23 protein-coding genes are annotated in these 24,498 nt (G+C 70.2%); 10 read left to right on the plus strand and 13 right to left on the minus strand.

What is annotated here, in order from left to right:
• Positions 1–67 precede the first annotated feature (67 nt).
• Complete coding sequence (locus OOJ91_RS27735) at positions 68–2,101, plus strand: DNA/RNA helicase domain-containing protein (RefSeq protein WP_266249557.1); 2,034 nt, start codon at positions 68–70, stop codon at positions 2,099–2,101.
• Between the two features lie 91 nt (positions 2,102–2,192).
• Positions 2,193–2,711: a DUF4352 domain-containing protein gene (locus OOJ91_RS27740; RefSeq protein ID WP_266249558.1), complete on the plus strand. Its 519-nt coding sequence runs from the start codon at positions 2,193–2,195 to the stop codon at positions 2,709–2,711.
• 73 nt (positions 2,712–2,784) lie between these two features.
• Here OOJ91_RS27740 and OOJ91_RS27745 read toward each other — a convergent pair whose 3' ends face one another.
• The 8 genes from OOJ91_RS27745 to ilvD all read right to left on the minus strand — a co-directional run bounded on the left by OOJ91_RS27745 (position 2,785) and on the right by ilvD (position 8,861).
• On the minus strand, positions 2,785–3,048 hold the full coding sequence (locus tag OOJ91_RS27745; RefSeq protein ID WP_266249559.1) for a hypothetical protein: 264 nt from the start codon (positions 3,046–3,048) through the stop codon (positions 2,785–2,787).
• Positions 3,049–3,140: 92 nt separating this feature from the next.
• On the minus strand, positions 3,141–3,572 hold the full coding sequence (locus OOJ91_RS27750) for a hypothetical protein (RefSeq protein WP_266249561.1): 432 nt from the start codon (positions 3,570–3,572) through the stop codon (positions 3,141–3,143).
• Positions 3,520–4,230 (minus strand): hypothetical protein, encoded by a 711-nt coding sequence (locus OOJ91_RS27755; protein WP_266249562.1) that lies wholly within the window; start codon positions 4,228–4,230, stop codon positions 3,520–3,522. Before OOJ91_RS27755 ends, OOJ91_RS27750 begins: the two co-directional genes overlap by 53 nt.
• The gene (locus OOJ91_RS27760) at positions 4,227–4,487 is read right to left on the minus strand and encodes a hypothetical protein (RefSeq protein ID WP_266249563.1); all 261 of its coding nucleotides are present in this window, start codon (positions 4,485–4,487) and stop codon (positions 4,227–4,229) included. Before OOJ91_RS27760 ends, OOJ91_RS27755 begins: the two co-directional genes overlap by 4 nt.
• A gap of 87 nt (positions 4,488–4,574) precedes the next feature.
• A complete protein-coding gene (locus tag OOJ91_RS27765; RefSeq protein WP_266249565.1) occupies positions 4,575–4,769 on the minus strand; it encodes a DUF397 domain-containing protein in 195 nt (64 codons plus the stop codon).
• The gene (locus OOJ91_RS27770) at positions 4,762–5,616 is read right to left on the minus strand and encodes a helix-turn-helix domain-containing protein (protein ID WP_439117133.1); all 855 of its coding nucleotides are present in this window, start codon (positions 5,614–5,616) and stop codon (positions 4,762–4,764) included. The genes OOJ91_RS27765 and OOJ91_RS27770 overlap by 8 nt, the downstream gene beginning before the upstream one ends.
• Positions 5,617–5,771: 155 nt before the next feature.
• Positions 5,772–6,896, minus strand: coding sequence for an IS30 family transposase (locus OOJ91_RS27775; protein WP_266249567.1), 1,125 nt, complete (start codon positions 6,894–6,896; stop codon positions 5,772–5,774).
• A 117-nt stretch (positions 6,897–7,013) separates the two neighbouring features.
• Positions 7,014–8,861: a dihydroxy-acid dehydratase gene (gene ilvD, locus OOJ91_RS27780; RefSeq protein WP_266249569.1), complete on the minus strand. Its 1,848-nt coding sequence runs from the start codon at positions 8,859–8,861 to the stop codon at positions 7,014–7,016.
• A gap of 111 nt (positions 8,862–8,972) precedes the next feature.
• Between ilvD and OOJ91_RS27785 the strand changes: the two genes are divergently transcribed.
• The 5 genes from OOJ91_RS27785 (at position 8,973) to serA (ending at position 17,030) form a co-directional block, all read left to right on the plus strand.
• Positions 8,973–11,345, plus strand: coding sequence for a putative bifunctional diguanylate cyclase/phosphodiesterase (locus OOJ91_RS27785; protein ID WP_266249570.1), 2,373 nt, complete (start codon positions 8,973–8,975; stop codon positions 11,343–11,345).
• 188 nt (positions 11,346–11,533) lie between these two features.
• Positions 11,534–13,420, plus strand: a complete 1,887-nt coding sequence (locus OOJ91_RS27790) for an acetolactate synthase large subunit (protein WP_266249571.1) — start codon at positions 11,534–11,536, stop codon at positions 13,418–13,420.
• Between the two features lie 58 nt (positions 13,421–13,478).
• Entirely contained in the window at positions 13,479–13,994 is a 516-nt protein-coding gene (ilvN, locus tag OOJ91_RS27795; protein ID WP_266249574.1) for an acetolactate synthase small subunit, read from the plus strand.
• Between the two features lie 56 nt (positions 13,995–14,050).
• Positions 14,051–15,064: a ketol-acid reductoisomerase gene (gene ilvC / locus OOJ91_RS27800; RefSeq protein WP_266249577.1), complete on the plus strand. Its 1,014-nt coding sequence runs from the start codon at positions 14,051–14,053 to the stop codon at positions 15,062–15,064.
• A 367-nt stretch (positions 15,065–15,431) separates the two neighbouring features.
• Complete coding sequence (serA, locus tag OOJ91_RS27805) at positions 15,432–17,030, plus strand: phosphoglycerate dehydrogenase (RefSeq protein ID WP_266249579.1); 1,599 nt, start codon at positions 15,432–15,434, stop codon at positions 17,028–17,030.
• A 141-nt stretch (positions 17,031–17,171) separates the two neighbouring features.
• On the opposite strand, the gene OOJ91_RS27810 is transcribed toward serA, so the two are convergent.
• Positions 17,172–17,528 (minus strand): hypothetical protein, encoded by a 357-nt coding sequence (locus tag OOJ91_RS27810; protein WP_266249581.1) that lies wholly within the window; start codon positions 17,526–17,528, stop codon positions 17,172–17,174.
• Positions 17,529–18,091: 563 nt separating this feature from the next.
• On the opposite strand from OOJ91_RS27810, the gene OOJ91_RS27815 reads away from it, so the two are divergent.
• Positions 18,092–18,946, plus strand: a complete 855-nt coding sequence (locus OOJ91_RS27815) for a serine hydrolase (protein ID WP_266249583.1) — start codon at positions 18,092–18,094, stop codon at positions 18,944–18,946.
• 11 nt (positions 18,947–18,957) lie between these two features.
• Here OOJ91_RS27815 and OOJ91_RS27820 read toward each other — a convergent pair whose 3' ends face one another.
• Positions 18,958–19,800 carry an FAD:protein FMN transferase gene (locus OOJ91_RS27820; RefSeq protein ID WP_266249585.1) on the minus strand — a complete coding sequence of 281 codons (843 nt, stop codon included), beginning with the start codon at positions 19,798–19,800 and terminating at the stop codon, positions 18,958–18,960.
• Between the two features lie 224 nt (positions 19,801–20,024).
• Between OOJ91_RS27820 and OOJ91_RS27825 the strand changes: the two genes are divergently transcribed.
• Positions 20,025–21,056 carry a 3-isopropylmalate dehydrogenase gene (locus OOJ91_RS27825; protein WP_266249588.1) on the plus strand — a complete coding sequence of 344 codons (1,032 nt, stop codon included), beginning with the start codon at positions 20,025–20,027 and terminating at the stop codon, positions 21,054–21,056.
• A 162-nt stretch (positions 21,057–21,218) separates the two neighbouring features.
• A complete protein-coding gene (locus OOJ91_RS27830; protein ID WP_266249591.1) occupies positions 21,219–22,316 on the plus strand; it encodes a branched-chain amino acid aminotransferase in 1,098 nt (365 codons plus the stop codon).
• A 48-nt stretch (positions 22,317–22,364) separates the two neighbouring features.
• Here the strand turns inward: OOJ91_RS27830 and OOJ91_RS27835 are convergent, their stop codons facing one another.
• The 3 genes from OOJ91_RS27835 to OOJ91_RS27845 form a co-directional block, all read right to left on the minus strand.
• Positions 22,365–23,147, minus strand: a complete 783-nt coding sequence (locus OOJ91_RS27835; RefSeq protein WP_439117111.1) for a tyrosine-protein phosphatase — start codon at positions 23,145–23,147, stop codon at positions 22,365–22,367.
• A gap of 21 nt (positions 23,148–23,168) precedes the next feature.
• Positions 23,169–23,627, minus strand: a complete 459-nt coding sequence (locus OOJ91_RS27840; protein ID WP_266249594.1) for a PRC-barrel domain containing protein — start codon at positions 23,625–23,627, stop codon at positions 23,169–23,171.
• 142 nt (positions 23,628–23,769) lie between these two features.
• Positions 23,770–24,300 (minus strand): carboxymuconolactone decarboxylase family protein, encoded by a 531-nt coding sequence (locus OOJ91_RS27845; protein ID WP_266249596.1) that lies wholly within the window; start codon positions 24,298–24,300, stop codon positions 23,770–23,772.
• Positions 24,301–24,498: the final 198 nt, after the last annotated feature.

The following is a 24,498-nucleotide window of genomic DNA, read 5'->3' on the forward strand; positions in this document are numbered from 1 at the left end:
ATCGACGGGCTTCCTTCGACGGACACGCCCCCACCGCACGAGATCTTCGTGCCTCGGGGGCCTGTGAGTGCTGGCGTTCCAAACCACACCAGCTCAGATCGTCGCGTTGCAGGACGACAAGCGACTGGACGACGAGGTGGCGGCCTATCTCACCGCCTCCGGATACAAGGTGAAGGAGCGCGAGCGACGTTCCTGGCGCGAGAGTCTGTCCACCTTCGCCCGGCATCTGTGCGCCCTGGGCTACGGTGACCTCGACGCGCTCGTGGAGTACCGGCTTCCCCAGAGCAGCCGGCGGATCGACGTGATCATCGCCGGAGGCGCCCCGGTGACGATGATGCCGGCGTACCTTGTTGTGGAGCTAAAGCAGTGGAGCGAGGCCGCACGGCATGACGATGACGGAAGCGTGCTGAGCGTCAGCTACCTGGATCAGCCGCAACTACATCCCGCCCTGCAGGTAGAGGCGTACTGCACCTATCTCGTGGACTTTGTCGAGCGACTGCGGGAGTGGCCCGACGCCGTGCACGGAATGGCCTACCTGCACAACGCGGGACACGGTGACATCCCTGAACTGCCACGTGCGCGCACCTACCAGAGCATGGTCTGGACCCAGGACAAGCGCGCCGAGTTCCAGAGCTACTTCGAGCGTAGATTCGCTCAGGAAAGGCATCCACGAGCTGCGCATCGGCTATTGACCAGCCCAATCCGCCAGAGCGGACAGCTACTGTCCCTGGCGGCCGACGAGGTGGCCAACCGGGCTCACTTCACTTTGTTGGACGACCAGCGAGCCGCGTACGAACTGGTGCTACGCGGCGTGCGCTGGGCGGAGGAGGGTCGGCGCAAACGGGTGGTGATCATCTCTGGCGGGCCCGGCAGCGGGAAGAGCGCGATCGCGCTCAGCCTGTTGGCGGAGCTGGCTCATGAGACGCGGCAGTTGGCTCATGCCACCGGTTCGCGGGCGTTCACTCGGACCCTGCAGCAGTATGCCCGCCGCCAGCCGACGGACCCGCTGCAGCGGACCAGGCCATTGTTCTGCTATTTCATGGATTTCATGACGGCCGCTCCCAACAAGCTCGACGTGCTCATCTGTGACGAGGCTCATCGGATTCGCGCGCGATCGAAGAAGGGATCTCAGCACGGCACCAAACCACAGGTTCAGGAGCTGATCGAAGCCGCGAAGGTGCCGGTCTTCCTGCTCGACGACGATCAGGTGGTGCGGTCCGACGAGGTAGGTAGCGTCGATGCGATCATTGAGGCCGCCAGGCGGCTGGATCTGGAGTTCGATCGGATCGAGTTGGGCGGGCAGTTCCGCTGCGGCGGCAGCCCTCGCTACGAAAGCTGGGTGCTGCACCTGCTCGGTTTGGCGCGTGCCGATCCGTACCGGTGGAAGGGCGACGAGCGCTTCCGGCTTGCCCTGGTCGATTCTCCCGAGAAGATGGAGACAATCCTGCGAGGGTGCCACGACCGAGGGGAGACGGCCAGGATTTCGGCCGGATTCTGTTGGCCCTGGACCCATCGGCCGCAGAACGGCCGGCTCGTGTCCGACGTCCGCATCGGTGACTGGGCGCGACCGTGGAACGCGTACGACGACTACCCGCCCAAGGGCATTCCTACCAGCGCCTACTGGGCCACCGATCCACGTGGGTTCGGTCAAGTTGGCTGCATCTACACCGCCCAGGGATTCGAGTACGCCTGGTCCGGCGTGATCATCGGTAAAGATCTCGTGGTGCGGAACGGCCGGCTCGTGACTGATCCAACCAAGTCCTGTGACCCGGCGATCGTGAACTCGGAAGGCAGGGTCATCGCGAAGAACGCGGACCGGCTAATCCGCAACACGTACAAGGTGCTGCTCACCAGAGGGCTGCGGGGCACGCTTGTGTTCGCCGAGGATCCGGAGACCCAGGACTACCTGTCGAGGCTCATCCCTGCGCCGCACACGCCCGGTCGAGCGATCGCTCCCGGTGTGCAGCGGATCGAGGCGGCCGGAGTTGGCGGCCGAACAGGTTTCCATAACAGCACCCGCGTCACCCCTGAAGGGCTCTCGGAGACCGGTTCGCCGCACGCCCCTTCGAGCACCGCCGGTGGTGAAGTCGACGAGCGCTGAGATGTGGTGTCGGATTCAGAGCTCTCGCCGGACATCTGAGCCTTGCTGCCAGCGCCCTGGCGGTAGGCGTCATCGACCCGATCGCAGCGGCGTGCCTGCTGCCGACATCAGCGTCGCGCCGGCAACGTCAGCGGCGCCGGTGGCGAGTGCGGCGTCAGCAGCGCCGGCCAAGACGACGACAGCTCCCGAACCTGTCAAGCCGAAGACTTCCGGCATTGGCGACAAGGTTCGCGGCGGTGACTTCGAGTTCACCGTCAAGACCGTGAAGTGTGGGATCTCTCAGGTTGGCAGCGAATTCCTAAACACCAAGGCGCAGAGCACCTTCTGCAGAGTCGGCGTGACCGTCAAGAACGTCACCAAGCGCTCGCACACCTTCCACGCCGACGGCAGTATTACCGCCCAGGACGCCGGCGGCCGAGAGTACGAGGTCGACGGGGAGGCCGGCATCTACGGCAACAGCGACGGTCAGGGGTTTCTCGATGAGATCAATCCCGGTAATTCGGTGACAGCGAACGTCTACTTCGACGTACCGAAGGGCACCAAGCTTAAGACGGTCACACTTGACGCCGGCCTTTTCACCTTCGCTGAGGACGCCGTCGTCGCCCTGTAGGCGAGAGCGGCGCCAGGCTGCTGTCGAATATTGAAGGACTACTCGCGCCAGCCGCTTGAGACGTGGCCGATGGTCAGCCGAGGACGCTGATGTAGCGGCGTGCTGCCTCAGAGCTGCCTTGCACCAGGGCCATGGCTTCGGCCAGGCGTTGCTTGCTCTGTTCGCCGCGGGCGATAGCTTCGGCGATCGTCGGGTGACCGGTGCCGGCGGAGATGGCGCGCAGCCGAGCCAGCATCTGTTCGGTGTTTTCGGCGGCGGCCCGGATCTGGTTGATGGTGGAGTTGCCCTGCTCGGCGGCCTGCATCAGCGCTGCCTTGACTTCCTCGATGCTGGCCATGTCGCCCTCCGTCTGACGATCGCGCAACGAGTTCACGTTTGCGTGGTCGGACGGACACTATCGGAGATGAAGGGGCCACGCAGCCCCGCTGACTACAGGTATTCGGCTGCCGTGCGTTCCACGTCAGCGACGAACTCTTCAAGCTGTGTCTCGGTGAGATCGCGGTCCTGGAGCAGCTTGCCGAGGAACACGATCTGCATCTGGAGGGCAGTCTCAGGGCTGAGATTGTCGATCAGTCCGACCTCACCCAGGGCCGCGCGGACCAGGCCTTCCATCTCCAACGCAGGCAGCGACTCCGCGCCCGGGAACTGGGCGCGCGTCTCGGCGACGAAGTGGGCGACGTCGGTAGGGGAGTGGGTGGTGCCGAAGCGGTCGTTGACCGCGATGGCGAACGCAGCGCCGATCACCTGGTTCCCACCGCGCCAGCCGGAGGCCTCTAACCCATCCAGGAGTTGGTCCACCGTGCCCCAGTCACGTCGTGCCATCGCGCGGATCAGGTCGCTGAACTCGGTCCGTACGCTCACGATCTCGTAACCTCGCTATTCCCTTGCGGATCGATAAGACAGAGCGGTGGACGGCAATGCCCGCCACCAGCCCTACCACGACGAGGTGTCCCGCCGCATCCGGTGCTTCGTTGAGGAGAAGTTGTCCTACCGTAGGGCTGGCCGTCGGGGTTGTGGTGCCGGGTTGTTGGGCCCCTGACGGGCCATGTGGACCTCGGATGATCGTGAACGCTTCCCGGGCCGCCGCCACCGACTTCTGGGTGTTGTCCTGGACGTCCTCAACCTTCCGGGTCATCGTACTCAGGAATGATGCGACGTTCTTCCGTGCGGATTCGCGCTCGACTGTCTCGGCTAGCAGATCCTCGCCGGACGGTGTGGCCGTGTCAGATGGCTGTGTGGACGTTGCGAAGCCCGGAACGATCACGTTGGAGTAGGCGCCAATCCGGTCAGCCGCCTCGCTGATCAGGCGAGCGAGTTTGCCGGCCTTCTCGCCAGCGGTTTTGCTCTCTGCCACAGTGCCGGTGAGTTCGGGATGGCTGCTGCCCTGCGCTGCCTGTGTGTAGTGCGCGTTGGCTTCTTCCGCGTCAGACTGGGCCCGTCGCGCCACAACCGCGGCGCTGTGCAGGGTGTCGATGGCGCTTCGTAGCTGGGCGACGACGTCGCCGAGGCTTCCGCTCATCCGATGACGGCGAGGTAGGCGGCAGCGTGATCCTTGGCCGCCTTGATCCGGCGAAGCACCAACTCGGCCTCGTTCGCAGCTTCGCGGAGAGCCTTGCGGGACTCCTTCGCCTCGCCGCGTTCACTGTCCTGCAGGGTGGCGATTGCCAGTGCAGACGCATCGGCGAGCCGGGCATTGGCTTTCTCGATGCTCATCCGGGCGTTGTCGAGCGCTTGATCACCCTTCCGGATCGTTACCTTGACATCGCCGATGGTCACTGTCGCACGTTAGCTGAGCCCGGTCGTCGAGCGCAGCCCCGGCGAGGGGTGGGCGCCCCAGGCGGCCCTGAGACACCCACCGAGGTCTCAGCGCGAGGTGCGGGTCCGCCGCACGAAACTTGCCCAGGCGGTAGGGGCGAAGGTGAGGATTGGGCCGTGCGGGTCCTTGCTGTCGCGTACCGCGACGATGCCGGTCAGGTTGTCGGCAACCTCAACGCAGTCGCCACCGTTGCTGCCACTACGGGTGCTCTTACGCCATTGAGCACTGGTCAGATCAACCATGGTGAACCTCTCCGATGATCATATTGATGAGGTGCCTCGACTGTCCTCTATCGAGGGCGAGTTGATCCAGGCTGGCCCAGACCTTCTCGTAGGCGCTGAACTCGTCTGGGCGATCGAGGTAGAGCGCTCCGGTCCATGACCCGCTGTAGATGACCGGTGGTTCTGGTGTTGCCCGGTTGCCGGGCGGGAATTCCAACATGACGAAGGTGCCCGCCTCGACCCCGCGATGGAGGCCGATCGCCAGCGGCAAAACCCGAATGGTCACGGATTCGAGCTCGGCAACGCGCAGCAGGTGACGTAGTTGCTCGGACATCGTGCTCCGGTCGCCGACGATACGGAGCAGGGCACCCTCGGAAATCACGACGTCCAACCTGGGCGCTGCCGGTAGGCGACGCGTCAGCAGTGACTGCCGTTGAAGTCGCACCTCGACCAGCCGCTCGCGTTCGTCGTCGTCAACCTCGGATCGATGTTGGTAGACAGCGAGCGCATAGCCTCGGGTCTGCAACAAGCCGGGTATCAGCGATTCGTCATAGCGGCGGAGTCGGCTCGCTGCAGATTCGAGGCCTACGTACAGCTCGAACCATTCGGGGACGGCGTCGCCGTAGGCGTGCCACCAGCCTTTCGCCCTGGTCTCGCCGGCCAGGGAGGTCAGCGCGCGAGTCAGCTCGCCCGTCGCCCCGTACAGCTCGCACATCGCCCGGACGTCGACCCCGCGCACCGAGCCCAGCCCGCTCTCGATCCGCCACACCTTCTGCCGGCTGCACTCCAGCGCCTCTCTCGCCTGATGCCGGGAATGCCTGACCGCGGCCGTCGCCGGGGCCGCCCCGACCGATCCGGCGGCCCCGATCCCGGTGCCCCGGCCGGGGCCACGCGACCTCGTCGCCGACCCGGTGCCGGACCTGCACCGGCTTGCCGCCCGGCACGCCGGGCAGGCGGTCATCGTGCGCTTCACCCGCGCCGGCTGCGCGGTGCACCGACACGACGACGACGGCGTGGGCGGTTTCAAGCGGCGGTTGCAACCAGGTGCTTGTGGAGTACCTCGGCTGGATTCTGCCAGTCGAGGGTTTGGCGTGGTCGTCCGTTGAGTTCGCGGGCGACGGCGTCGAGGTCGTCCTGGGACCAGGTGCGGAAGTCGGTGCTGGAGCGGGGGAAGTACTGGCGTAGGAGACCGTTGGTGTTTTCGTTGCTGCCGCGTTGCCACGGGCTGTGGGGGTCGCAGAAGTAGACCTTGCAGTCGGTGGCCAGGGTGAACACGGGATGCCGGATCATCTCGATGCCCTGGTCCCAGGTCAGGGTCTTACGCAACTCGGCCGGCAGGCGGCGCATGAGACCGGTGAGGGTCTCGATGACCTGTTCACTGACCCGCGATTCGGGCAGAGCGCCGAGCATCACATACCGGGTGGCCCGCTCGACGAGGGTGATGATCGCGCTGGACCCTCGGGCGCCGATGACCAGGTCACCTTCCCAGTGCCCCGGCACGGCCCGGTCAGCGACCTCCGCCGGGCGAGTCGAGATGTGAAAGTCACGCACCCACGGGCGTCCCCGCAGCGCGCTGGCCTGTCGTGACTGCTGGCGGCGGCCGGTGCGTCCTGAGCGCAGAGCGACCTGCCGGGCGAGTTCTTGGCGCATCCCACCCCGGGCCTGGAAGTAAATCGCCTGGTAGATCGTCTCGTGTGACACCCACATCTCCGGTCTGTCGGGGAACTCCCGCCGCAACGACCGGGCGATCTGCTGCGGCGAATGCCGCTGCGTCAGACGATCCCTGACCGTCTCCCACAACGGCGGCCACGCCCGCCCCCACCTCGGACGCAACGTCCCCTCACGAGGACGCCGCGCCCGCTCATCCGCCTTGCCCTGAGCGTTGCGGTGACAGTACTTCCACCGATACACCCCACCCCACCCCTTCGGGTAGCCCACCCCCGCCACATACCCCGGAGCAGGACCATGCGGATGCCGCTGACCCGTCGGCACCCGACCCCCCGTACCGCAGTGATTCCGCGACAACTCCCGCCACACCGTCGAGCGATCCCGCCCGATCACCTGCCCGATCTGCGGACAACTCAACCCCTGACCGAACAACACCTCAATCTGCGCCCGCTCCGCGGACGACAACCTCTGCCCCGGCATGACCCCTCATCCTGACGAGAATCCACCCCGTTGCAACAACCACTTGAGCCCAAGGGCGATGGATACCGCGATATCGCCGGCCTCGTGTTGATCATGCGTGCGGTCGCGGGCCGGTGGTTACTCCGGGACGCGGCGGTAGGCGCCGTCGCTGGCCGAGGTGGCCATCGAGGCGTACGCGCGCAGCGCCGCCGACACCTGCCGCTGCCTGTCGGTCGGGGTGTACGGCTTGTCGCGCTTCTCCTCGGCCACCCGTCGTGCCTCCAACTCGTCGGCCGGCACGTTCAGGTCGATGGACCGGCCCGGGATGTCGATGACTACCTCGTCGCCCTCGCGGACCAGGGCGATCAGACCGCCGGAGGCGGCCTCGGGGGAGACGTGCCCGATGGAGAGGCCGGACGTGCCGCCGGAGAAGCGGCCGTCGGTGAGCAGCGCGCAGGAGCGGCCCAGTCCCCGACCCTTGAGGAACGAGGTGGGGTAGAGCATCTCCTGCATGCCGGGGCCACCCTTCGGGCCCTCGTAGCGGATCACCACGACGTCGCCGGCGACGACCTGCTTGGCGAGGATCGCGGTCACCGCGTCGTCCTGCGACTCGTACACCTTCGCCGGGCCGCGGAAGGTCAGACAGTCGTCAGGCACACCGGCGGTCTTCACGACACAGCCGTCCGGGGCCAGGTTGCCGTGCAGGATGGCGAGCCCGCCGTCGGCGGAGTAGGCGTGCTCGCGGTCACGGATGCAGCCCTCGGCCGCGTCGGTGTCCAGCGTCGACCAGCGGTTGGTGGTGGAGAACGGTTCGACGGTGCGCACCCCGCCCGGCGCGGCGTGGAACAGCTCGACCGCCGTCGGCGTGGGTGAGCCGCCGCGCACGTCCCAGTCGGTGAGCCACTGAGCCAGCGAGGGGGAGTGCACGGCGTGCACGTCGCGGTTGAGCTGCCCGGCCCGGTCCAGCTCACCGAGGATCGCCGGGATGCCGCCGGCCCGGTGCACGTCCTCCATGTGGTAGTTCGGCGAGTTCGGGGCGACCTTGGCGAGGCACGGAACCCGCCGGGAGATGGCGTCGATGTCGGCGACGCCGAAGTCCAGCTCCGCCTCGCGGGCGGCGGCGAGCAGGTGCAGCACCGTGTTGGTGGAGCCGCCCATCGCCACGTCCAGGGCGACCGCGTTCTCGAAGGCGGCCTTGGAGGCGACAACGCGCGGCAGCACCGAGTCGTCGTCGCCGTCGTACCACCGCTTGGAGATCTCCACGACGGTGCGGCCGGCCTCGACGAAGAGCGACCGGCGGGCGGCGTGGGTGGCGAGCGTCGAACCGTTGCCGGGCAGCGCGAGCCCGATCGCCTCGGTCAGGCAGTTCATCGAGTTGGCGGTGAACATGCCGGAGCAGGAGCCGCAGGTCGGGCAGGCGGAGCGCTCGATCTCGCCGAGTTGGTCGTCGGTGACCGCCTCGTTCGAGGAGGCGATCATCGCGTCGATCAGGTCGATCTTGCTGTGCACGACGCCCTCGATCGCCGTCGTCTTGCCGGCCTCCATCGGGCCGCCGGAGACGAAGACGGTAGGGATGTTGAGGCGCAGCGCGGCCAGCAGCATGCCTGGCGTGATCTTGTCGCAGTTCGAGATGCAGACCAGGGCGTCCGCGCAGTGCGCGTTGACCATGTATTCGACCGCGTCGGCGATCAGCTCCCGGCTGGGCAGGGAGTAGAGCATGCCGCCGTGGCCCATCGCGATGCCGTCGTCGACAGCGATCGTGTTGAACTCCCGGCCTACGCCGCCGGCCTCGGCCACCGCGTCGGCGACCAGACCGCCCATGTCCTTCAGGTGGACGTGACCAGGCACGAACTGGGTGAAACTGTTGGCGATGGCGACGATCGGCTTGCCGAAATCGTCGTCGGTCATCCCGGTGGCCCGCCAGAGGGCCCGGGCGCCGGCCATCGTCCGACCGTGTGTGGAAGTCCTCGATCGCAGCTCAGGCATGCGTACCAGCATGACACCGCCGCCGCGTCGGGCATCCGGAGTATCCGCCGTGTCCCAACAGATGCACATCCGGTCTCCCACGACGTGCGCTCATCCGGCACTCTTGATGGCGTGCATCTCCCCCCGGGCCTGGTCGCCGTCGCGGCGCTGAGCGGCGTGGTCGCCGCCGCGGCGACAGTGCTGTTGACCATTGTCGCCCGGCGGCGCAGCGGGCCGCGCCGGCCCGCGCACCTGCTGCTCGCGGCAGCAGCCGGGACGTCCCTGGCCAGTCTGCTTGTCGGGCTGGTGGCCGTGCTTTCCACGAGCGATCACTGGGTCCACGAGCAGGGTCAGCGCACCGGCTGGGCCACCGTGGCGGCGATCGGCACGGCGGTGAGCGGGCTGGCCTTCGCGGCCGGGCTGCTGCGACTGCCGGGGGTCGCCGCCACCGCCGCGGGGACCGCCCGGCTCGCCCTGGACGGTCTGACCATGGCGGCGGCGCTGTGGTTCGTCGGCTGGGTGCTCTTCTCCGAGCCGACCCGGCTGCTCGGCGCCGCCACCCCGATGGCGTGCCCGGCGATCCTGGTCGCGACGGTGAGCGCGGCGCTCGGCGCCGGCCTCGCCGTGATCGTCGTCTTCCGGGCCGCCGCCCCGCGTCAGCGGCTGGCCGTGCTCGCGGCCGGGATCAGCGCGGTGAGCTGCGGCGGGCTGGGCCTCAGCGCGGGGCTCTGCCAGGCGGGGCCGACCATGGCGCTCGCCGGCGCCGCGGTGCTGGCCGCCGGCCTGCTGACCGTCGCGCTCGCCGTCTACCAGGCCGACCGGCCCGGGCACGTCGAGCTGGACCTGGTCGGCCGCGACGGTGAGTACGCCGTCGCCCCGATGCTGGCCATGGCGGCCTCGGCGATGTACCACCTCCTCCAGGACGGGCGGTTCACGGCGCCCGCCATCGTCGCCGGCAGCGTGGAGGGCTTCGCCCTGGTGGCCCGGCAGTACCTCACCCTCAAGGACGTCCGCGACTACGCCGGCCGGCTGGCCGAGCGGGAGGCGCACTTCCGCGAGCTGGCACACACCGACCCGCTGACGTCGCTTGCCAACCGGCGAGGGCTGCTGCGGGCGCTGCACGACGGCGCCGCCGCCGGCACCCCGTGCGTCCTGCTCGGTCTGGACCTGGACGGCTTCAAGAACGTCAACGACATGCGCGGCCACGACGTGGGCGACGCCGTGTTGGCCGAGGTGGGCCGCCGGCTGCGCGGCAACCTGCGCCCGGGTGACGTGGCGGCCCGGCTCGGCGGCGACGAGTTCGCCGTGCTCATGCCGGCCCGTCCGGCCGAGGCGGACCGGGTGGCCGAACGGCTGCTCGGCGTGCTCAACCGGCCGTACGACCAGCCCGAGGGCCCGGTCTTCCTGTCCGTGAGCATCGGCGTGGCCGGGTGGGCCGGCGAACCGGACGTGGAGCTGCTGCTGCGCCACGCCGACCTCGCGCTGCGCTACGCCAAGCAGCGCGGCAAGAACCGGATCGAGCGCTACGACGCCGCGTACGACCAGTTGCTGCGCCGCCGCACGACGCTTGAGCACGAGCTGCGGGGCGCGATCGAGCGCGACGAGCTGCGGCTTGCCTTCCAGCCGGTGGCGTCGCTGCCGTCGGTGCGGCCGGTCGGGGCCGAGGCGCTGCTGCGCTGGCGTCACCCCGAGCTGGGCAACATCCGCCCGGACGAGTTCATCCCGCTCGCCGAGGAGTGCGGGATGATCGCCACTCTCGGCGCCTGGGTGCTGCACCAGGCCTGCTACCAGCTCTCCCGTTGGCTTGCCGACGGGCACGACGTCTGGGTCTCGGTGAACGTCTCGCCGCGCGAGCTGCACGCCCCGGAGTACGTGGTCCAGGTCGCCGAGGCCCTGCGGGCGCACCACGTGCCGCCGCAGCGACTCGTGCTGGAGGTCACCGAGCACGCGGTCGCCACCGACCTGGACGAGCTGATCCGGCGGCTGACCGCGCTGCGGCTGACCGGCGTCCGGATCGCGCTCGACGACTTCGGCGCCGGCTACTCGTCGCTGGGGCAGCTGCGCCGGCTGCCGATCGACATCCTGAAGATCGACCACAGCCTGGTGGCCGAGCACGAGCCGGTGCGCCCGGTGGGCCAGGACGGCCCGGCGTTCGCGCCGATGGTCGACATCGTGATGCGGCTGGGCCACCAGTTGGGCCTGGAGGTCATCGCCGAGGGGGTGACCACACCTACCGAGTTGGCCGCTGTGGTGGCCGCGGGCTGCCGGTTCGGGCAGGGCGCGTTGTTCGGCTGGGGAGTGCCTGCCGAGCACCTGGAGGCGATGCTTGAGGCGGCCACCTCACCTGGCGCGCGACAGGCCCCGTTGCCCGCTCCGCGCCGGGTTCCCGGCGGGTCCGGGCAGGTCATGCCGGCCGGTGGCGGCGCGGCGTCGGCCGACTCGCCGCCCTCCGTTAACCAACATGTGGGATCAGTTGACTCATCGCGTGAGATGCGTCAGGCTTAGCCGCATGTCGTCGTACCGGTCGCTGCGAGTACTTACCTGAGCGCACTCTCCCTCATCGAGAGTGCGCTGGCCCCGTGCATCTGCACGAGGGCCGTTTTTATTGCCGTCGGAACCTGTCGCGACGGGCCCACGCCCGCCTCGCATCGCTGAACAAGCCCCAGCCACTCCAGCCGAAGGCCAGAACCGCCATGACGAGACCCACGCCCGAGACCCTCGCCCACACCGCCCGGCGGGCCCGCGCGACCGCCGACCCGGCCGGCACCGTCGACCCCGCCGCCGCCACGCGCCCCGCGGCCACCCCGGCTGCCCCGGCCGTACGGACAGTTGCTCCGGCCCAGGTCTCCGGCGCCGGCTCGCTGGTGCGGTCCCTGGAGGCGCTCGGCGTCGACGTCGTCTTCGGCATCCCGGGCGGCGCGATCCTGCCGGCGTACGACCCGCTCTACGACTCGACCGTCCGGCACATCCTGGTCCGCCACGAGCAGGGCGCCGGGCACGCGGCGACCGGGTACGCGCAGGCCACCGGCAAGGTCGGCGTCTGCATGGCGACCTCCGGCCCGGGTGCGACAAACCTGGTCACGCCGATCGCCGACGCGTACATGGACTCGGTGGCGATGGTGGCGATCACCGGTCAGGTGGCCCGCCCGTCGATCGGCACCGACGCCTTCCAGGAGGCGGACATCCAGGGCATCACGCTGCCGATCACCAAGCACAACTTCCTCGTGCAGACCCCCGAGGAGATCCCGCAGGTGCTGGCCGAGGCGTTCCACCTGGCCAGCACCGGCCGGCCCGGCCCGGTGCTCGTCGACATCCCCAAGGACGTGCTCCAGGCGTCGACCACCTTCGCCTGGCCGCCCACGCTGGACCTGCCGGGCTACCGGCCCACCCTGCACCCGCACGGCAAGCAGATCCGCGAGGCGGCCCGACTGATGGCCGGCGCCCGCCGGCCGGTGCTCTACGTCGGTGGCGGGGTGCTCAAGGCCGGCGCCACCGACTCGCTGCGCCGGCTCGCCGAGCTGACCGGCATCCCGGTGGTCACCACGCTGATGGCGCTCGGGGCGTTCCCCGACTCGCACCAGCAGCACCTGGGGATGCCCGGCATGCACGGCACCGTCGCGGGCAACTACGCCCTGCAGAAGGCCGATCTGATCGTGGCGCTGGGCGCGCGGTTCGACGACCGGGTGACAGGCAAGCTCGACTCGTTCGCCCCGGACGCGGCGGTGGTCCACGCCGACATCGACCCCGCCGAGATCGGCAAGAACCGGCACGCGGACGTCCCGATCGTCGGTGACGCCCGGCACGTCATCGACGAGCTGGTCGCCGCCGTGGGCGTCGAGCGGTCGGCGGGGCGTGGCACCGACCTGGGCGACTGGTGGACCCAGCTGGACGACCTGCGCACCCGCTACCCGCTGGGCTACGAGGAGCCGTCCGACGGCACCCTCTCCCCGCACTACGTCATCAAGCGGCTGGGTGAGATCGTCGGCTCGGACGCGATCTTCGTGGCCGGGGTGGGGCAGCACCAGATGTGGGCGTCCCAGTTCATCTCCTACGAGAAGCCGTACACCTGGTTGAACTCCGGCGGTCTCGGCACGATGGGCTACGCGGTGCCGGCGGCGATGGGCGCGAAGGTCGGCAAGCCGGACGCGGTGGTGTGGGCGATCGACGGCGACGGCTGCTTCCAGATGACCAACCAGGAGTTGGCGACCTGCGCGCTGGAGGGCATCCCGGTCAAGATCGCCGTGATCAACAACGGCAACCTCGGCATGGTCCGGCAGTGGCAGACGCTGTTCTACAACGAGCGCTACTCCAACACCGAGCTGGGCACCCACAAGCACCGCATCCCGGACTTCGTCAAGCTCGCCGAGGCACTGGGCTGCGTCGGGCTGCGCTGCGAGACCGCCGACGACGTGGACAAGACCATCGCCGCCGCCATGGAGATCAACGACGCCCCCGTGGTGATCGACTTCGTGGTCGGCAAGGACGCCATGGTCTGGCCGATGGTCCCCGCCGGCACCAGCAACGACGAGATCATGTTCGCCCGCGGCGTCCGCCCGGTCTTCGACGAGGACGACATCTAGTCATGACCGAACTTTCCGAGCGCAGCGAGCGTCATGAGAGCATGACGAAGGAGACGCAGTGACGATGCACACCCTGTCCGTGCTGGTGGAGAACAAGCCCGGCGTGCTCGCCCGCGTCTCCGGCCTGTTCTCCCGGCGCGGGTTCAACATCGACAGCCTCGCCGTGGGCGAGACCGAGAACCCGGACGTCTCCCGCATCACCATCGTGGTCAACGCGGAGTCGTCCCCGCTGGAGCAGGTCACCAAGCAGCTCAACAAGCTGGTCAACGTGCTCAAGATCGTTGAGCTGGATCCGCACGTCTCGGTCGCCCGGGAGTTGCTGCTGGTGAAGGTCCGCGCCGACCGGGCCGCCCGGTCCCAGGTGCTGGAGACCGTCAACCTGTTCCGCGCCCGGGTGGTCGACGTCGCGCCGGACACGCTGACCATCGAGGCCACCGGCACACCGGACAAGCTCGACGCGCTGCTGCGCGACCTCGAGCCGTTCGGCATCAAGGAAATGGTCCAGTCCGGGTTGGTGGCGATCGGGCGCGGCTCGCGTTCGATCACCGCCGGTCCCGCGCTGCGGGCCGCCTGACCCATCCGCACAGACCACGACGGGCCACCGAGGCCGTCGTACGAAAGGGAAGTCTCATGAGCGTTGAGGTGTACTACGACGACGATGCCGACCTCGGCCTGATCCAGGCCAAGAAGGTCGCGGTGATCGGTTACGGCAGCCAGGGCCACGCCCACGCGCTGTCGCTGCGCGACTCCGGCGTCGACGTGGTGATCGGCCTGCCGGAGGGCTCGAAGAGCCGTCCCAAGGCCGAGGAGCAGGGTCTGCGGGTGGTCACGCCGGCGCAGGCCTCGGCCGAGGCTGACGTGATCATGGTGCTTGCGCCGGACACCGCCCAGCGCAAGATCTACGCCGACTCGATCGCCCCGAACCTCGCCCCGGGTAAGGCCATCTTCTTCGGCCACGGTTTCAACATCCGCTTCGGGCTCATCAAGCCTCCCGCCGAGGTGGACGTGGCGATGGTCGCGCCGAAGGGCCCCGGCCACCTGGTGCGTCGCCAGTACGTCGACGGCAAGGGCGTGCCAGTCCTGGTCGCCGTCGAGCAGGACGCCAGCGGCAACGCGTTCGCGCTCGCCCTGGCGTACGCCAAGGGGATCGGCGGCACCCGTGCCGGCGCGATCAAGACCACCTTCACCGAGGAGACCGAGACCGACCTCTTCGGCGAGCAGGCGGTGCTCGCCGGTGGCGCGACCGCCCTGGTGCAGGCCGGTTTCGAGGTGCTCACCGAGGCGGGCTACGCGCCGGAGGTGGCCTACTTCGAGTGCCTGCACGAGCTGAAGCTGATCGTCGACCTCATGTACGAGGGTGGCATCGCGAAGATGCGGTACAGCATCTCCGACACCGCCGAGTACGGCGACCTGTCCCGTGGTCCGCGCATCGTGGACGCCCGGGTCAAGGACGAGATGCGCAAGATCCTCGGCGAGATCCAGTCCGGGGAGTTCGCCCGCGAGTGGGTCGCCGAGGACGAGGCGGGCCGGCCCAACTTCACCAAGTGGCAGGCCGAGGGCGCGGCGCACCCGATCGAGGAGACCGGCAAGAAGCTGCGCGGCATGATGAGCTGGGTGGACCGCCCGATCACCGAGACCGCCTGACCGTCCCACCCGGAACGGTCCACCGACGGCCCCGGGCCGGCGCTCTCCCCAGCGCCGCGCCCGGGGCCGTCCGGCATCTGTGACATCGACGCGTCAGGCCCACGTACTGGGAGCGAGTGACGAACGCCTCGGACGAGTTCGCGTCGCGGCTACCGTTTCGGCGCGGTGAACGGCTGATGTCCGTCGCTCGACCGGGCGTGTGAGGGCCCTCACCCCGCAGACCGGAACACGCCGGCCAGCGCGGCCCCTACGATCGCCTGTAGGTGCGCTGAGCCGGCACCTGACGGCCACGGCACGGATCAGCGCGGGGCGCAGTGCGGCGCCCCGCCGCCCGGGCCGATCGCAAACACGACCTCTACGAGGACCGATGAATCCTGTCGTACTGATCGCCGAAGAACTCGCCCCCGCCGCCATCGAGGTACTCGCTCACGACTTCGACGTCCGGCACGTCGACGGCACCGACCGTCCGGCCCTGCTCTCGGCGCTCTCCGAGGCCGACGCCGTCATCGTCCGCAGCGCGACCCAGATCGACGCCGAGGCCGTCGCCGCCGCGCCGCGACTCAAGGTGGTCGCCCGCGCGGGCGTCGGACTCGACAACGTCGAGGTGCCGGCCGCCACCGCGCGGGGCGTGATGGTCGTCAACGCACCCACGTCGAACATCGTGTCCGCCGCCGAGCAGGCCGTCGCACTGCTGCTCGCCGTGGCACGCAACACCGCGAGCGCCAGCGCCGCGCTGAAGGCGGGGGAGTGGAAGCGGTCCAAGTACACGGGCGTCGAGGTGCAGGGCAAGACCGTCGGCGTGGTCGGGCTCGGCCGCATCGGGGTGCTCTTCGCGCAACGCATCGCCGCGTTCGGCACCCGGCTCATCGCGTACGACCCGTACATCCAGCCGGCCCGTGCGGCGCAGCTCGGCGTACGCCTGGTGGGGCTGGAGGAGCTGCTGCGCGAGAGCGACTTCATCTCCATCCACCTGCCGAAGACCCCGGAGACGGTGGGCCTGATCGGTGAGAAGGAGCTGGCGATCGTCAAGCCCGGCGTCCGCATCGTGAACGCCGCCCGCGGTGGCCTGGTGGACGAGCAGGCGCTCGCGAACGCCATCGCCGAGGGTCGGGTCGCCGGCGCCGGCGTCGACGTCTACTCGAAGGAGCCCTGCACCTCCTCGCCGCTGTTCGCCTTCGACAACGTGGTGGCCACCCCGCACCTGGGCGCCTCCACCCACGAGGCGCAGGACAAGGCCGGCCTGGCCGTGGCCAAGAGCGTGAAGCTGGCGTTGCAGGGCGAGTTCGTCCCGGACGCGGTGAACGTGCAGGCCGGCGGCGTGGTCGCCGAGGACGTCCGGCCGCTGCTTCCGTTGGCCGAGAAGCTGGGCCGGGCGTTCACCGCCGTCGCCGGTGGGGTCGCCGCAAGCGTCGCCGTCGAGGTGCGTGGTGCGATCGTCGGCCACGACGTCTCGGTGCTCAAGCTCGCCGCGACCAAGGGCCTGTTCAGCTCGGTCGTCGAGGACCAGGTCACCTACGTCAACGCCCCGCACCTGGCCGCCGAGCGCGGCGTCGAGGTCACGCTTGACAGCCAGGCCGAGACGGCCGACCAGCCCACCCTGGTCACGGTGCGCGGCGCTCTGCCGGACGGCCGGACGGTAAGCGTCTCCGGCACTGTCACCCACTCGGGCGCCCGCGACGTCCCCCGGCTGACCGAGGTGGACGGTTTCGACGTGGAGATCGCCGCGGAGGGCATCCTGCTCTTCCTGCGCTACGCCGACCGGCCGGGCGTCGTCGGCACCGTCGGCACGCTGCTCGGCGAGTCGGGCATCAACATCGCCGCGATGCAGGTGGCCCGGCGTGAGGCCGGCGGCGAGACCTTGATGACGCTCACCGTCGACCAGGCGCTCGGCGCCGACCTGCTCACCTCGGCGGCCGACTCGATCGGCGCGACCGCCGCCAGCGCGGCGGACCTGCGCGACGAGTAGGCAGTCGCGGCGCCGGCCGTAGCGGCGCGCAAGGCAACACCACGGGGGGCCCGGCGACATGCCGGGCCCCTCTGTCGTACCCCTGGAGGCGCGATGCCCGGCACCCGTGTTGCGGGGATGCCCGGCCCGTCCCGCCTCGGGTCAGTGCGGCAGCCGGGCCGGGGGCGGGTAGACCGAGCCGTCCTGCGGGTCGAAGAGCATCAGCCCGTGCTCCCCCGCCAGTCGCTCGATGTCCAGCAGCACCTGGTCCGCGCAGGTCGGGTGCAGGTTCAGCTCGACGTGGTCGTGGGCGGCATGCAGCGGCGCGACGGCCCACGGGCTGTCCGGGCCGGGGTGTCGGTCCGGATAGGACGCGGTGATCGCCCGATAGAAGCCGACAACGCGCGGGTCCGGGTAACGGTCCACGTGCCGCCCCTGCCGGCAACCGTCGACAGCTGCCCGCACGTCCTCGGGCGTCGCCCCGTTCTCCAGGGCCCACACACTCAGATCGAAACTCACGGCGGACAGCGTGCCATCAGTCGTTCACCATGTCGAAACTGCCTCGCCGCCGCAGGCCAATCGTCGACCCGCCGCTCTTCCCGGCAAAGAGTCCGCTGTGGAGACTCTTGCGTCGAGTTGCGTCGATTCGCTAGCGTACGACTGCGGTTACTGGCCGCAGGTCGCGACGCCGGCCCGTCTTCGGGTGGCGCGGCCGACGTCCGGCCCGACCGGTCCGCACCCCTCGATTGTGCGAGCCACGCGCACTCGTCGCTGATCGGCCCCCACGGCCGTTGCCGAGGCCGTGGGGGCCGATCGCAATCCGGGTGGTGCGACGCGTTGGCCGGGTCTCACGTGCGACTAGGTGGCTGGCCGTCCGGCTATGATCTGCGGCCGTGACGAGCGCTCGGTTCTCGGACGGCGATACCCGTAAGGGCCGCCGATGGGTTGCCGAACTGCGGCGACCTGCGATGCCTCGACGGACGGTGGGGCCGACGAGGCTCCTCGCGGCCGTGGTGGCGGTGCTCGTGTTGGCAGGCTGTTCGACTGGTCCAACCGGCCCGCCTGCCTCGCGGGACTCGTCGGTGTCCGCGGGAACCGCCGAGCCGCGATCCACGAGCGGGCTGGGTCCGGCTGGGGGCCGGCAGCCCGGTACACCGGGCCCGGTCAGCGCCGACGAGGCGCAACGCCGACGCCTCGCGGCGACAGCAGCCCTCCTCAAGAGCAAACCGGGAGTCCTCGGAATCCTGGTACGGGACCGGGACACCGGCGAGCTCTGGAGGGCGGGAACCACCGACCATCCGGTCTGGACGGCCTCCACCATCAAGCTCGCGATGGCCGTCGGGCTGCTGGAGCGCTCCCGTGCGGGTGAGATCACGCTCGACGCCACCGCGCGTCGACAGATCGCCGACATGCTGAACGTCTCCTCCGACGACGCGGCTACCGCTCTGTGGAACCGCTACGGCCGTGACAGACAGCTCGAACGCTTCCAGCGGCGCTACGGGATGACGGGTCTGCGCACCGTCGCCGGGTACACGCGCTTCTGGGGTCACCTCAAGTGCACGGCAAATGATCTACAGCGGCTGATGTCGTACGTGCTTGATGACCTCAACCCGACCGACCGTGCCTATCTCGTCGGCGCGATGCGCTCGGTCGGCTCGATCCAACACTGGGGTGTCTGGGCGGCCGGCGCCGACCAGCGGCCCGGCACCAAGGACGGCTGGTCGATCGAGCCAGATCCGGGTGGCGAGCACTGGGTCACCAACACGGTGGGCTTCGCCGGTGACGACCAACGCTACGTCGTCGCCGTGATGTACCAACTTCCACCCGGCAAGGGGATCGACGTAGGGGTACACGCGGTGAGCGATCTGATCGCCACCGTCTTCGGGGCGCGGACCCCGGCGCGGGTCACCGTGCCGGACCCCAGCACCGGGCGGTAGCGGGACAGCGTTCAGCGCCGGTGGGCGAAGAGCGCGCGATAGTCGGAGCCGCCACGGAACCAGGCCAGCCCTGTCGGTCCGGCGGCGTAGAGCGCGGTGGCGTACGCGTCGGCGACCGTCAGGTCCGGGCCGACGACTGTCGCGGCGACGAGCTGGTTGGCCGGCTCGCCGGTGTGCGGGTCGACCACGTGTCCCCGACGCCCGGTCACGCCCGAGGTGCCGACGGCCCCGGCGGTCATCTCCAGCACCAGCGGCGCGCGCCCGGGTGCCGTCGGGTGGTGCACCGCCACCCGCCACGGCCCGCCGTGCGGCGCCCGGCCGCGGACCACGAGGTCGGCGCCGGCGAGCACGGCGTAGTCGTGGATGCCCGCGGCGCGCAGCCGGGCGGCGGCACGTTCCACTGCCCAGCCGCCCAGCAGGCCACCCGGGTCGAAGCCGCCGGGCACCGCCCAGGCGTCGAACCAGCCGTCGGTGGCGGCGCGCATGGCCGTGCAGCGGTCCACCAGGTCGGCCAGCGGAGGGTACGACTCCGGGCTGATCTCCCCCCGCCGCAGCATCGAGACCAGGCTCTCCGGGCGGTTCGGGCCGTAGGTCAGGTCGACGGCGCGTAGCTCCGCGACGCTGTCGCGCAGCGCCTCGCCGACGCCCCGGCGGCCGAGCCACTCGGGGGCGTTGAGCAGCAGGGTGTACTCGGCGGTCGCGGTGCGTACGGTGTGCTGCACGGCGATCCGGCCGTCTGCGGCGGAGGTCGGGTCGATCCGGTGTCGTCGGCTGCCGAGTCGCAGATCGGGCCGGCGGTTCCGGAACGCCGAAGGGTCCGGCCAGCGGGTCCGCGGCTGCTCGTCGATGCGCATGGCACCTGCCCCCTCGCAGTTGGCGTCGCGTCGTCGCGACCACCGTTCGCGGGCCCCCTGACCCGCTGCCCCCACCGTAGGCAGCGCAGATGATCGCCCCATGAATCCCAGCTGAGAGGGTGCTGTGGATTCGTCATTCCCAGATGTTGGAAGCATCGTACCGGGTTGCGGGACAGCGACGTACCGTGGGCGGGACGAGGCAGTCGAGCGTGGGGAGTACGGGCGTGGCGCGGATCGCGGTGGTGGCCGGGGACGGCATCGGGCCCGAGGTGGTCGCGCAGGCTCGCAAGGTCCTCGACGCGGTGCTGCCCGGCGTGCAGGCCACCGAGTACGACCTCGGCGCCGCCCGCTGGCATCGTACCGGCGAGGTGCTGCCCGACTCGGTGCTGACCGAGCTGGCCGGGCACGACGCGATCCTGCTCGGCGCGGTGGGCGACCCCACGGTTCCGCCGGGTGTCCTGGAGCGCGGCCTGCTGCTCAAGCTCCGGTTCGCCTTCGACCAGTACGTCAACCTGCGCCCGTCGCGGCTCTGGCCCGGTGTCGCCGGTCCGCTCGGCAACGTGAAGCCCGGCGAGGTCGACCTGGTGGTGGTGCGCGAGGGCACCGAGGGGCTCTACGCCGGCGCCGGCGGCTCCCTGCACCGGGACACCCCCGCCGAGGTCGCCACCGAGGAGAGCCTCAACACCCGCCACGGCGTGGAGCGGGTCATCCGTGACGCGTTCGCCCGCGCCGACCGCCGGGAGCGGCGCAAGGTCACCCTGGTGCACAAGACCAACGTGCTGACCCACGCCGGGTCGCTGTGGGCGCGCGCCTTCGCGGCGGTCGCCGCCGAGCACCCGGACGTCACGACGGAATACCAGCACGTCGACGCGGCGGCGATGTTCCTGGTGACCCAGCCGCAGCGCTACGACGTGGTGGTCACCGACAACCTGTTCGGCGACATCCTCACCGACATCGCCGCCGCGGTCACCGGCGGCATCGGGCTCGCCGCCAGCGGGTGCATCAACCCCGAGGGCGCGTACCCCTCGATGTTCGAGCCGGTGCACGGCTCCGCGCCGGACATCGCCGGGCAGGGCGTCGCCGACCCGGTGGCCGCGGTGCTCTCCGTCGCGCTGCTGCTGGAGCAGCTCGGGCACGCCGACGCGGCGGCCCGGGTCAACGCGGCGGTCGCCGCCGAGCTGGCCGGCCGCACCCCGGGCGCGGCGCTGCGCACCGCCGAGGTCGGCGACCGGCTCGCCGCACACGCCGTAGCCTGACCGCTCCGACCCACCAGGGGCCGGAGCGGCATCCGCCTGTCCGGGCAGTCCACCCGGTCCCGAGCGGCGCTACCTTCTGAACGACCGTTCGGGGTAAGTTTCTGGCACAACCACGTCGGTGTGCGATCCCGCATGCCGTTGTCCCCCAGGGAGGTCAGCGCGATGAGCGGTGGTGACAAGCTCGACTTCGAGATCCGTCCGAATCCCGCGCCGGTATCCGTCGCCGACCGGGCCGCCCTGCTGGCCAACCCGGGTTTCGGCCGCGTCTTCACCGACCACATGGTCACCGTCCGGTACGCCGACGGCAAGGGCTGGTACGACGCCCGGGTGGAGGCACGTGCGCCGATCCCGATGGATCCGGCAAGCGCGGTGCTGCACTACGCGCAGGAGATCTTCGAGGGGTTGAAGGCGTACCGGACCGCCGACGGCGGCGTGACGATGTTCCGGCCGGACGCCAACGCCTCCCGGTTCGTCGACTCGGCGCAGCGGATGGCGATGCCGGAGCTGCCGCCCGAGGTGTTCGTCGACTCGCTGCACAAGCTCATCGAGATCGACAGGGAGTGGATCCCGACCGGCGAGGACGGCAGCCTCTACCTGCGGCCGTTCATGTTCGCCAGCGAGGTCTTCCTCGGCGTCCGCCCGGCCAACGAGTTCCTCTACATGGTGATCGCCTCGCCGGTCGGCGCGTACTTCAGCGGTGGCGTCAAGCCGGTCACGGTCTGGGTCTCTCCGGACTACACCCGGGCGGCGCCCGGCGGCACCGGCGCGGCCAAGTGCGGCGGCAACTACGCGGCGTCGCTGGCGGCCCAGGCGGAGGCCATCGACGCCGGCTGTGACCAGGTGGTCTTCCTCGACGCGGTGGAGCGCCGCTTCGTCGACGAGCTGGGCGGCATGAACGTCTTCTTCGTCTACGACGACGACTCGGTGGTCACCCCGCCGCTTGGCGGCACGATCCTGCCGGGCATCACCCGGGACGCGATCATGACGCTGGCCGGCGAGGCCGGGCACCGGGTCGAGGAGCGGCCTGTCACGTTCGCCGACTGGCAGGCCGACGCGGCAAGCGGCCGGCTGCGCGAGGTCTTCGCCTGCGGCACCGCTGCGGTGATCACCCCGATCGGTGGGGTGCGCTTCCCCGACGGCGAGTTCCTGATCGGTGGCGGCGAGCCCGGCCGGGTCACCATGTCGCTGCGCCAGCAACTTGTCGACATCCAGCGGGGCAAGGCCGCCGACCCGCACGGTTGGGTGCGCCAGGTCCTCTGACGTCCGGCGCTGACCGGCCCGTCCCGACGGGCCGGTCGGCGCGGCACGCTAGGGCGTGTCGAGCAGGTGGTCGCGCAGTGCCGCGAGCTGCTCGTCGGTCACACCGGCGTGGCGCAGGTACGCCTCGATCGAGCCGTGCCCCTCGCGCAGCTCGTCGAGGAAGATCTGCATGGCCTCGACGGGTGACGCCAGGAACGGCGCGGGGACCTCCGCCGCGTCCGGCATGGCGGTGGCCAGCCAGGCGCTGAACTTGGCCGACGCCTCGGTGCTCAGCGCGTAGTCGGCGGTGATGTCGGCGTCGTCGACCCCCAGGACGGCGAGGGTGAGGGCGCAGACGATGCCGGTGCGGTCCTTGCCGGCCACGCAGTGCACCACGACCGGGGCGTTCGCGGAGTCCGCGATCAGCCCGATCGCCTCGGCCAGCCCGGCGGTGCCGGTCTGGGCCAGGTCGGCGTACCTGTCGGCGAGGTAGCGGGCCAGGTCGGTGCCCTTCTCGTGCGGCGTACCCGACCAGTCCTCGTGCTCCGGGTGGATGTGCCGGTAGGTCAGCCCCTGGTACGCCGGCACCCGTCCGTCGCGCTCCACCTCGGTGGGGCGGCGCAGGTCGATGACGGTGCGGATGCCGATCGCGGCGAACGCGTCCCGGTCCTGCTCGTCAAGGCGGTGCAGCGAGTCGGAGCGGAAGAGACGGCCCCGGCGCACGGCGCGGCCGTCGTGGCCGAGGTAACCACCGACGTCGCGGAAGTTGAAGGTCGCGGGCAGCGGGATGTGTCGGTTCTCGTCGATGGCGTCCACGCTGACACCGTAACGGCCGGCGAGGCGTTGCCCCACCGGCCGTCGGTGTGCGATCGGTTACCGCGCCGTCCCGGGCGGGAGCGCCCCGTACGTCTCGTCGTAGTAACCGCCAAGCTGGTCCCGGTACGCCGGGTCGCTGTGGCTGGCCTCGTCGTACTCCGGGGCGGCCTTGATCTGGTCCCGGGTGCGGTCCACGGAGACGGTGCGCTTGTCGTGGTCGACCTGGTTGACGGTGCCGGCGGGCAGCATCACCTTCTTGCCGAAGATCCACGGCCCGGTGTCCACGACCAGGTAGCTGCCGCCGACCTCGTGGCTGGCGCTGTCGATCTTGCCGACTCCGCCGTCGGTGGCCTCGACCTTGTAGCCGACCAGGTCGGCGTCGGCGACTCCGGCCGCGTCCCGGTAGCGCCACGGGTCGAAGGTGCCGGTCGGTGCGCCGCCCGCGACGGTGCCCTGGTCACCGCCGCGCAGCGGGTCGGGCCCGGCGTGGGCGGCGTGCGGGTCGATCCTGTCCATGCCGTTCACTCCTGACTGTCGCCGATCGTCTCGGCGTCGCTCGGTGCGTCCCACGCAGGAGCTACCCGGCGGTCGGGGGCCGGAAACGGCGACGGGCCGACGCCGTGGGCACGAGGCGTCGGCCCGTCGGGGCGTACCTGGCTCAGGCCAGTGCCGCCTCGGCGTCCAGGGTGACCGCCGCGGCGTGCACCACGGCGGAGATGCGCAGGGCGTCGTGCACCTGCTCCCGGGTGAAGCCGCGGCCGCGCAACGCCTTCTCGTGCAACTCGAGGCAGACCCCGCAGCCGGTGATCGCGGAGACGGCGAGGCACCACAGCTTGAAGTCGCCCTTGTCGACACCCGGCCGGGCGATGATCTGCATGCGCAGCCGGGCCGGCATCGAGGCGTACTGCTCGTCGTCGATCAGGTGCTTGGCCCGGTAGTAGATGTTGTTCATCGCCATGATGGCCGCGGCGCCCTTGGCCGCCTCGACGCCCTCGGGCCCGAGGTGCTCGACCGCCTCGGCGGCGATCTCCCGCAGCACCAGCGGGTTGCGGGCGGTGACCGCGCAGGCCAGCGCCGTGCCCCACGCCTGCGTCGGGGTCAGCGTCGACGCGCCGACTGTGGAGCCCAGGTTGAGCCTGATGTCCCTGGCGTACTCGGGCAGGGCCGTCCTGATCGTGTCCAGACCCACGGGGTCCTCCTTGAGAGCGGCGCGAGGGCCATCAACGGGATCGGCGTGTGCCCCCATCGTCATCTCGCGATGTGGATAGTTTCTCCCAAAGAGGGGGAGGGGTGGCAGAGTAGACGCCGTGACCAGCACCACCCTGATTATTGCGACCTAGCGCGCCGGCTCTCCCTCCGCCGAGCGCGCAGACCTCCCGCATCCGCG

The organism is Micromonospora lupini, assembly GCF_026342015.1.
GTDB lineage: Bacteria > Actinomycetota > Actinomycetes > Mycobacteriales > Micromonosporaceae > Micromonospora > Micromonospora lupini_B.